The following is an 8,945-nucleotide window of genomic DNA, read 5'->3' on the forward strand; positions in this document are numbered from 1 at the left end:
GAAATGCGCGGCGTGCTGCGGTGGATGAGCCGCAGCGCCGAGTATGAAGACGTCCTCAGCGCCGTCGAGCACGCCTCGTGACGGATTGTCGTCGCCGGCCCGGCGCACCACGTCCCGTTCCGGCATGAGGATGTCCCGGACGATCACGGCGCACAGGTACAGCGTGCCCACCAGGTGGACGCCGAGGACGAACTGGTAGCCCCCGTTCGTGTCTCTGTGCGCATACTGAAAGGCGTACTGGAGGGGCACGCGCAGGGAGCGATTCGGAGTGACGGACGAGGACCGCAAGCCGGTGTCGGACGAGGCCGGGGGCGTCTACGCGATCCCCCGCGGCGGTGTGACGGTCGGTGCCGTCGGTGACGGAGAGTCGGCCACCACCTCCGAGTTCGCGCTCCCCGAGGGGCTGGCCCCGCCGAAGCCCGTCGTCGGTGAGTCCGAGACGACCTCCGAGTTCTCCCTGCCGGACGGGCTCGACGTTCCGCAGGCGCCCGGCGGCGATTTCGAGGGGTCCGCGTTCAGCACCCCGCGCACCTACCGGGCACCCGCGTTCACGCCGCCCTCCGGCATTCCCGTGGTCAGTCTCACCAAGGACGTGCCCTGGCAGGACCGGATGCGCACGATGCTGCGGATGCCGGTGGCCGAGCGGCCCGCGCCGGAACGCATGCAGAAGGCGGCGGAGGAGGACGGACCGGCCGTCCCGCGCGTGCTCGACATGACGCTGCGCATCGGCGAACTGCTGCTCGCGGGCGGTGAGGGCGCCGAGGACGTGGAGGCGGCCATGTTCGCCGTCTGCCGGTCCTACGGCCTCGACCGCTGCGAGCCGAACGTCACTTTCACCCTGCTGTCGATCTCCTACCAGCCCTCGCTCGTCGAGGATCCCGTGACGGCGTCACGCACGGTCCGGCGCCGGGGCACCGACTACACGCGCCTGGCGGCCGTCTACCGGCTCGTGGACGACCTGAGCGACTCGGAGACCGCCACGTCTCTGGAAGAGGCTTACAGGCGCCTTGCGGAGATCCGGCGGAACCGGCACCCGTATCCGGGCTGGGGGCTCACCGTGGCCGCCGGGCTGCTCGCGGGCGCCGCCTCCGTGCTCGTCGGCGGTGACCTGGTCGTGTTCGTGGCGGCGGCGCTCGGCGCGATGCTGGGCGACCGGCTGGCGTGGCTGTGCGCGGGGCGCGGGCTGCCGGAGTTCTACCAGTTCACGGTGGCCGCGATGCCGCCGGCCGCGATAGGGGTCGCGCTGACGGCCGCGCACGTGGACGTGAAGGCGTCCGCCGTGATCACCGGTGGGCTGTTCGCGCTGCTGCCCGGGCGGGCGCTGGTGGCCGGGGTCCAGGACGGGCTGACCGGGTTCTACATCACCGCGTCGGCCCGCCTGTTGGAGGTCATGTACTTCTTCGTGGGCATCGTCGTCGGGGTGCTGCTGATCCTGTACTTCGGCGTGAAGCTGGGCGCCGAGCTCAATCCGGACGCGGCGCTGGGGAGCGCGCAGCGGCCCCTGTGGCAGATCAGCGCGTCCATGCTGCTGTCGCTGACCTTCGCGATCATGCTCCAGCAGGAACGTTCCACCGTGCTCATCGTGACGCTCAACGGAGGTGTGGCGTGGAGCGTCTACGGCGCGATGCACGACACCGGCGAATTCTCGCCGGTGGCCTCGACTGCCGTCGCCGCGGGCCTGGTCGGGCTGTTCGGACAGCTGCTGTCGCGGTACCGGTACGCGTCGGCCCTGCCGTACACCACGGCGGCGATCGGGCCCCTGCTGCCGGGATCGGCGACGTATTTCGGGCTGTTGTCGATCGCGCAGAACGACATGGACGCGGGGTTGGTGTACCTGTCGAAGGCGGCGGCACTGGCGATGGCCATCGCGATCGGGGTGAATCTGGGGTCGGAGATCTCGCGGCTGTTCCTGAGGGTGCCGAGCGGCTCCGCCGGGGGGAGGCGGGCTGCCAAGCGGACGCGAGGGTTCTAGTTCCGGGGGCGTTCGCTTGGCGTTGGGCGCCTAAGGGCTCGGGGGCTTCTGAGGTGCGGCGGGTGCGGGTGCGTCGTGGCTTGTGGCGCAGTTCCCCGCGCCCCTTTCGGGGCGCTGCAGCTCGCCTCGGTTCTCAGTTCTGCGGGTAGCCGTTGTTGTTCTGGTTGCCGTACGGGTACTGCTGCTGGCCCTGTTGCTGGTAGCCGTAGTCCTGGTTGTACTGCTGCTGGTAGCCCTGGGGGTACTGCTGCTGGTCGTAGTACTGGTCCTCGGGCTGCTGGGCCGGGGGGACGCGGCGGAGCTGGGTCGTCGCGTCGTCCATCGGGGGCTGGTACTGCTGCTGGGCCCGGGGCTCGGGCTGCTGGGGCGGGTTCTTCTTGGCCTTGCTGCGGGCTCGGGCGAACTCGATGATGATCGGGACGACCGAGATCAGGACGATCAGCAGCAGGATCGGTTCGATGTTCTTCTTGACGAAGTCGATGTTGCCGAGCCAGGAGCCGAGCAGGGTGACGCCCGCGCCCCAGAGGACGCCGCCGATGACGTTGAAGGTCAGGAACGAGCGGTACTTCATGCCGCTGACGCCGGCGATGATCGGCGTGAACGTGCGCACGATGGGCACGAAGCGGGCCAGGACCAGGGACTTCGGGCCGTACTTCTCGAAGAACTCGTGGGCCTTGGTGACGTTCTCCTGCTTGAAGAGGCGGGAGTCCGGGCGGTTGAAGAGCGACGGGCCGACCTTCTTGCCGAACATGTAGCCCGCCTGGTCGCCGAGGATCGCGGCGAGACAGATGAGGGCGACCGCCCCCCACAGGGGGAAGTCCAGTGTGCCCGCGGTGATCAGCAGGCCCGCCGTGAACAGCAACGAGTCGCCCGGCAGGAAGAAGCCGATGAGCAGACCGGACTCGGCGAACACGATCAGGAGCAGGCCCCAGATGCCGAACTGGTCCAACAGGTAGTCCGGATCCAGCCAGCTCGGTCCGAGGGCAAGCGTCGTCACTGTTCCGGGCTCCTGAGGCTTGGCAAAGACGTTGGCAAAGACGTTGGCAGAGAAGAGTGGGGCCAAAGCTATCAACGCGAGGTGCCCCCTCTGGGTTCCCCACCTTCCCCGCGCCACTCCGGGGTGCGCTGTGCGGGAACTGGGACCACCCTGTGAGGTTATGGGCATCGAAGAGTACGGCGGCGGCCAGGGACCTCAGTCCGATGTGCTGGTCGTGACGACGAACGACGTACCCGGACACCGGGTCGAGCAGGTCATCGGTGAGGTCTTCGGGCTGACCGTGCGGTCGCGGCATCTCGGCAGCCAGATCGGGGCCGGGCTGAAGTCGATGATCGGCGGCGAGCTGAAGGGGCTGACCAAGACGCTGGTGGAGACCCGTAACCAGGCCATGGACCGTCTTGTCGAGCAGGCACGCGCGCGTGGTGCCAACGCCGTGCTGGCGTTCCGCTTCGACGTGACCGAGGCGGCGGACGTGGGCACGGAGGTGTGCGCGTACGGGACCGCGGTGATCCTGGTCCGGGAGTGAGTGACAGCACCCCCGGACCAGGTCGCCTCTACGAGGTGTGCCGGGCCGCGTTCGCCGTGATCGCCTCGCGCAGGTGTTCGGCGAGGCCCGGGCGCATGGAGTCGTAGAACTCCTTGAAGCGCTCGTCGGAGACGTACATGCCGCCGAGCCCCTGATGGATTTCGTACGTGCATTCGTAGAACCACTTGGTGATGTGCCGCCGGTGTTCCTCGGCCATGGTCATGGCCGCCTCGCTCGACGGGGGCTCACCGGCGGCCATCAGGGCGTCGTACCGCTCGCCCCAGGAGGCCACCTCGGCCTGCATGCGTTTCCAGTCGTCCTTCGTGTACGTGGCCGCGCGGCGCTGCGACTCGGCGTACGTGTCCGTGCCGCCCCAGCGGCGCTCGGCCTCCTCCGCGTGTGCCTCCGGGTCCTTGTCGCCGAAGACCTCGAACTTCTCCTCGGGCGTGAGGTTGATGCCCATTCTGCGTGCCTCCATGGCGTGCTCCACGGCCGCCGCCATCTGCTGGAGCCGTTCGATCCGGGCGGTCAGCAGCTCGTGCTGACGGCGCAACTGCGCGCGCGGGTCCGCCTTCGGGTCGTCCAGCAGGGCGGCGACCTCTTCGAGCGGGAAGCCGAGCTCCCGGTAGAACAGGATCTGCTGCAGCCGGTCGAGGTCGGCGTCGTCGTAGCGCCGGTGGCCCGCGTGGCTGCGCGCGCCGGGTACGAGGAGGCCTATCTCGTCGTAGTGGTGCAGGGTGCGCACCGTGACGCCGGCGAAACCGGCGACCTGGCCGACCGAGTAACTCACTTTCCGCTCCCTTCTGGGTACGCGCTCCACACTGCTTCCTCACCCGGCGTGAGGTGCAAGCCCCGCGGTCCGGCCATACCGTCGTACTCATGCCACTGCACCGCGGGGACAGCGAAGGTTCCGACGGCAAGGGCGGCGGGCGCAGGCTCGCCGTCAACCCTTTCTACGGGGAGGCCGATCCGGTCAGCGGTATGACCGAGGCCCCACCCACGCACCGGCTCGGGGACGCCCCGCTGCCGCCGTCGACGGCGTACCAGCTCGTGCACGACGAACTGATGCTCGACGGCAACTCACGGCTCAACCTGGCCACCTTCGTCACCACCTGGATGGAGCCGCAGGCCGGTGTCCTGATGGGTGAGTGCCGGGACAAGAACATGATCGACAAGGACGAGTACCCGCGTACGGCCGAGCTGGAGCGGCGCTGCGTGGCGATGCTCGCCGATCTGTGGAACGCGCCCGATCCGGACGCCGCCGTGGGCTGTTCGACCACGGGTTCGAGTGAGGCGTGCATGCTCGCCGGGATGGCGCTGAAGCGCCGGTGGGCGGCGCGCAACGCCGATCGGTATCCGGGTCGGGACGTGCGGCCGAACCTGGTCATGGGCGTCAACGTGCAGGTCTGCTGGGAGAAGTTCTGCAACTTCTGGGAGGTGGAGGCACGGCAGGTGCCCATGGAGGGCGAGCGGTTCCATCTCGATCCGCAGGCGGCGGCCGACCTGTGCGACGAGAACACCATCGGGGTCGTCGGGATCCTCGGGTCGACCTTCGACGGGTCCTACGAGCCCGTCGCGGAGCTGTGCGCGGCCCTGGACGCCCTGCAGGAGCGGACCGGGCTCGACATCCCCGTGCATGTCGACGGGGCCTCAGGAGCCATGGTGGCGCCTTTCCTGGACGAGGACCTGGTGTGGGACTTCCGGCTGCCGCGCGTGGCCTCGATCAACACCTCGGGGCACAAGTACGGGCTGGTCTACCCGGGCGTCGGCTGGGCGCTGTGGCGGGACAAGGAGGCGCTCCCCGAGGAGCTCGTCTTCAGCGTCAACTACCTGGGCGGCGACATGCCCACGTTCGCGCTCAACTTCTCGCGCCCCGGGGCCCAGGTGGTCGCGCAGTACTACACGTTCCTGCGGCTGGGCCGCGACGGCTTCCGGGCCGTGCAGCGGACCACGCGGGACGTGGCGCGGTCCCTCGCCGGGCGGATCGAGGAGCTGGGCGACTTCCGGCTGCTCACCCGGGGCGACGAGCTGCCGGTCTTCGCGTTCACGACCGGGGCCGACGTGACCGCGTACGACGTCTTCGACGTCTCACGGCGGATGCGTGAGCGGGGCTGGCTGGTGCCCGCGTACACCTTCCCGGAGAACCGGCAGGACCTGTCCGTGCTGCGGGTGGTGTGCCGCAACGGGTTCTCCTCGGACCTCGCCGAGCTGTTCGTCGAGGACCTGGAACGGCTGCTGCCCGAACTGCGCCGGCAGCCGCGTCCGTCGACTCACGACAAGGACGCGGCCACCGGTTTCCATCACTGACGGCCACCCATTGGGGGGGTGGTCAGCGGCTGAGGCGGCCGAACCTCCGTACCGCCAGCGGGAAGAAGACCGCCAGCAGGGCCAGGGGCCAGGCGACGGCCGCCCAGACGTGGCCCGGTTCGCCGCCGGGGTTGCCGAAAAGATCGCGTACCGCGGTGGCCGTCTGGGACATCGGGTTCCACTGGACGGCCGTGCCGAGCCAGCCCGGCATGGACTCGGGGGTGGCGAAGGCGTTGGACAGGAAGCCGACCGGCCAGACCAGGATCTGGACCGCCTGCACCAGCTCCGGCTTGCCCGCCACCATGGCCAGCTGGATGCCGATCCACAGCATGGCGAACCGGAAGAGCAGGAGCAGGCCCACGGCCCCCAGGAGGGCCGCCACGCCGCCGTGGGCGCGCCAGCCGATCGCGTACCCCACCGCGAGCATCACGGTGAGGCCCAGCGCCGACTGGAGCATGTCGGCGGCCGAACGGCCCACCAGGACCGCGCCGTTGGCCATGGGCATCGACCGGAAGCGGTCGATGACGCCCTTGTTGAGGTCCTGGGTGACGGCGATCATCGTGCCCTCCAGACCGAAGGCCATGGTGAGCACGAGCATGCCGGGGACCAGGAAGTCGACGTAGTCGCCCGTGACGTCCCGGCCGCCGCCGACCAGGTAGCCGAACATCAGCAGCAGCATCACCGGGAAGACCAGCCCGACCACCACCCGGACCGGTTGGCGTGCCCAATGGGCGAGTTCGCGGCGGGTCATGGTCCAGCAGTCGGTCAACGCGCGCGTGCCCGCCGTCCCCGGTGCCGGAACACCGGCCCTCATCCCGTACGTCGTCACGCGGCCTCCTTCGTCCGTTCGTCGCCCCCGGTGAGGTCCAGGAACACCTCGTCCAGCGTCGGGCGCCGCAGGGCGACGTCCTCGGCCTCGATCCCGGCCTCCTCCAGGGCCCGTACGACCCCGGAGAGCGCCGCCATGCGGTCGGTGACCGGGGCGCTCAGCAGCCGCCGGTCGGGGTCGACGGAGACGCCCTCGGCGGGTACGGGCAACAGGGCGACGGCGGCGCCCAGTTGGCCGGCGTCGCGCAGGACGACGTCGATGCGGTCGCCGCCGGTGGCGGCCTTCAGTTCGTCCGGGGTGCCGTCCGCGACGATCCGGCCCCGGTCCACGACCGAGACACGGTCGGCGAGCTGGTCGGCCTCCTCCAGGTACTGGGTGGTGAGCAGGACCGTCGTCCCGCCGCCGACCAGGGAGCGGACGGCGGTCCACACCTCCGTACGGCCGCGCGGGTCGAGGCCGGTCGTGGGTTCGTCCAGGAACAGCACCTCCGGGTCGGTGATCAGGGAGGCGGCGAGGTCGAGGCGGCGGCGCATTCCGCCGCTGTAGTGCCGGACCGCCTTGCGGCCGGTGTCCGCCAGCCCGAAGCGGTCGAGGAGTTCGTCGGCCCGCACGCGCGCGGGGCGGGCGCCCAGGTGGTGGAGACGGCCGAACATCTCCAGGTTCTGCCGGCCGCTCAACTCCTCGTCGAGCGCCGCGTGCTGGCCGAGCAGCCCGATGCGGAAGCGGACCTCCCGGGCCTCGGTCAGCACGTCGTGGCCGGCCACCTCGACGCGGCCTCCGTCGGGCCTGAGCAGGGTGGACAGGATGCGGACCAGGGTCGTCTTGCCCGCGCCGTTCGGCCCGAGCACTCCGTGCACCGTGCCCCGGGCGACCAAAAGGTCGACTCCGGACAGTGCGTCCTTGTCGCCGTACTTCTTGTGTGCGCCTTCGACGGTGATCGCCGCGTCGGCCACGGATTCACTCCCCCATCAGGGCTAGTCAAACTTGATTACCGATCCAAGGTAACGCGCCGCGGGGCATTGGTCAAACTTGATTAGCCGCTATCGCCAGTCGCCGGGGTGGCGCTCCCCCGACGCGTACGGGTTCTCCTCGCCCTCGGCCAGGACGCCGACGAACGGTTCACCCTCGCCCGCGAACGTGTACGCCCCGCCCTCGATCCGGGCGATCAGACCCAGGGTCCATTCGGCCTCGGCGTCGGCCGTGTGGGTCCAGAGGTTCATGATCTCGCCGATGTGACCGAGCTGTTCGGGGCCGTCCTCGGGTACGTAGTGCTCGGTGACCGAGGCCCGCCACGCCTCGATCCCCCGGATCCGCTCCTTGAGAAGCGCCACGGCCTCGTCGCGCGGCAGTTCGACGATGAAGCCGATCGCCGCCGACTTGACGTCCATCTGCTGGTCGTACGACGTCAGCGCCTCGCGCACCAGCCTGAAGCACTCCTCGGTGCCGGCCTCCGTGATCTCGTACTCGGTGCGCGGCGGGCCGCCGGCCGTGGAGGGGGCGATCTCGTGCGCGATCAGCAGTCCCTGCTTGGCCATCTGCTTCAGGGCGTGGTAGATCGAGCCGGGCTTGGCGTTGGACCACTCGTGCGCGCCCCAGTACTCCAGGTCGTTGCGCACCTGGTACCCGTGGGCCCGCCCGTGCTGACGGACCGCACCGAGCACGAGGAGACGGATCGCTGACATACAGGCCACATTAGGACCCCGGCGTCAAGCGGACCGCTCCCGGGCCACCAGTTCGAAGGCGGTGGCGCCGTCGAGGGACTCGCGGACGATGTCGGCGTGACCTGCGTGCCGGGCCGTCTCGCGGATCAGGTGCAGCGCCAGCCAGCGCATCGAGACACTGGCCTGGGGCGGGAACCAGGGGTCCGGCGGCAGCGCGAACGTGTCGTCGAGGCTCGGTACGGACCGCAGGAACGCCTCGGTCTCGGCGGCGACCTTCTCCCAGTAGGCGAGCTGCGAGGCGACGGTCTCGCCCTCGACGAGCACGAAACACTCGTGCCAGTTCGACTCGTCCCGCTTGACGGCCGGCGCCTCACCCTTGGCCCGCGCGATCCAGCCCTGCTCGACCTCGGCGACATGCTTGAGCAACCCGGAGAGGGACAGCTCGCTGGCGCTGGGCCTGCTCGCCGCCTGCTCGTCCGTCAGCCCCAGCAGGGACCGCCGGATACCGCCGCGCTGCTCCTCCAGGAACGCGAGCAGCGCTCCTCGCTCGTCACCGGGGGCCTCGGAGGGGACGTGGGTGACCATGGTGGGCCGCCTTTCATCGGGTTGTGGTTGTGCGGGCGTTTCCGCCTGACACCGATGAAGTTACGGGG

The 8,945-nt window shown here is 69.9% G+C and carries 9 protein-coding genes and 1 pseudogene; 3 read left to right on the forward strand and 7 right to left on the reverse strand.

Annotated elements, in window-relative coordinates; all coding sequences use genetic code 11:
• Positions 1-201, reverse strand: a pseudogene (locus STRTUCAR8_RS11825) (hypothetical protein); the annotation flags it as partial.
• Between the two features lie 67 nt (positions 202-268).
• On the opposite strand from STRTUCAR8_RS11825, the gene STRTUCAR8_RS11830 reads away from it, so the two are divergent.
• Positions 269-1,972 (forward strand): threonine/serine exporter family protein, encoded by a 1,704-nt coding sequence (locus tag STRTUCAR8_RS11830; protein ID WP_006375910.1) that lies wholly within the window; start codon positions 269-271, stop codon positions 1,970-1,972.
• A gap of 133 nt (positions 1,973-2,105) precedes the next feature.
• Here STRTUCAR8_RS11830 and STRTUCAR8_RS11835 read toward each other — a convergent pair whose 3' ends face one another.
• Entirely contained in the window at positions 2,106-2,969 is an 864-nt protein-coding gene (locus STRTUCAR8_RS11835; protein WP_006375918.1) for a DedA family protein, read from the reverse strand.
• Between the two features lie 160 nt (positions 2,970-3,129).
• Between STRTUCAR8_RS11835 and STRTUCAR8_RS11840 the strand changes: the two genes are divergently transcribed.
• Positions 3,130-3,495: a YbjQ family protein gene (locus tag STRTUCAR8_RS11840; protein ID WP_006375915.1), complete on the forward strand. Its 366-nt coding sequence runs from the start codon at positions 3,130-3,132 to the stop codon at positions 3,493-3,495.
• Between the two features lie 28 nt (positions 3,496-3,523).
• Here STRTUCAR8_RS11840 and STRTUCAR8_RS11845 read toward each other — a convergent pair whose 3' ends face one another.
• Complete coding sequence (locus tag STRTUCAR8_RS11845; RefSeq protein WP_006375913.1) at positions 3,524-4,285, reverse strand: MerR family transcriptional regulator; 762 nt, start codon at positions 4,283-4,285, stop codon at positions 3,524-3,526.
• An 89-nt stretch (positions 4,286-4,374) separates the two neighbouring features.
• On the opposite strand from STRTUCAR8_RS11845, the gene gad reads away from it, so the two are divergent.
• Positions 4,375-5,802 (forward strand): glutamate decarboxylase, encoded by a 1,428-nt coding sequence (gene gad, locus STRTUCAR8_RS11850; RefSeq protein WP_006375911.1) that lies wholly within the window; start codon positions 4,375-4,377, stop codon positions 5,800-5,802.
• A 22-nt stretch (positions 5,803-5,824) separates the two neighbouring features.
• On the opposite strand, the gene STRTUCAR8_RS11855 is transcribed toward gad, so the two are convergent.
• From STRTUCAR8_RS11855 to STRTUCAR8_RS11870, 4 genes are all read right to left on the reverse strand, one after another.
• On the reverse strand, positions 5,825-6,616 hold the full coding sequence (locus tag STRTUCAR8_RS11855) for an ABC transporter permease (protein ID WP_044472057.1): 792 nt from the start codon (positions 6,614-6,616) through the stop codon (positions 5,825-5,827).
• Positions 6,617-6,627: 11 nt separating this feature from the next.
• Positions 6,628-7,584, reverse strand: coding sequence for a daunorubicin resistance protein DrrA family ABC transporter ATP-binding protein (locus STRTUCAR8_RS11860; protein WP_006375914.1), 957 nt, complete (start codon positions 7,582-7,584; stop codon positions 6,628-6,630).
• Between the two features lie 87 nt (positions 7,585-7,671).
• On the reverse strand, positions 7,672-8,313 hold the full coding sequence (locus STRTUCAR8_RS11865; RefSeq protein WP_006375912.1) for a PadR family transcriptional regulator: 642 nt from the start codon (positions 8,311-8,313) through the stop codon (positions 7,672-7,674).
• Positions 8,314-8,337: 24 nt separating this feature from the next.
• Positions 8,338-8,877 (reverse strand): DinB family protein, encoded by a 540-nt coding sequence (locus STRTUCAR8_RS11870; protein WP_006375916.1) that lies wholly within the window; start codon positions 8,875-8,877, stop codon positions 8,338-8,340.
• Positions 8,878-8,945: the final 68 nt, after the last annotated feature.

Origin of the sequence: Streptomyces turgidiscabies Car8 (assembly GCF_000331005.1) — a bacterium.
GTDB classification, from domain to species: Bacteria; Actinomycetota; Actinomycetes; order Streptomycetales; family Streptomycetaceae; genus Streptomyces; species Streptomyces turgidiscabies.

Coding starts and splice junctions, on each gene's coding strand:
- STRTUCAR8_RS11840 (WP_006375915.1), top strand. CDS start 3,130: ATGGGCATCGAAGAGTACGGCGGCGGCCAGGGACCTCAGTCCGATGTG.
- STRTUCAR8_RS11855 (WP_044472057.1), bottom strand. CDS start 6,616: ATGAGGGCCGGTGTTCCGGCACCGGGGACGGCGGGCACGCGCGCGTTG.
- STRTUCAR8_RS11870 (WP_006375916.1), bottom strand. CDS start 8,877: ATGGTCACCCACGTCCCCTCCGAGGCCCCCGGTGACGAGCGAGGAGCG.
- STRTUCAR8_RS11865 (WP_006375912.1), bottom strand. CDS start 8,313: ATGTCAGCGATCCGTCTCCTCGTGCTCGGTGCGGTCCGTCAGCACGGG.
- gad (WP_006375911.1), top strand. CDS start 4,375: ATGCCACTGCACCGCGGGGACAGCGAAGGTTCCGACGGCAAGGGCGGC.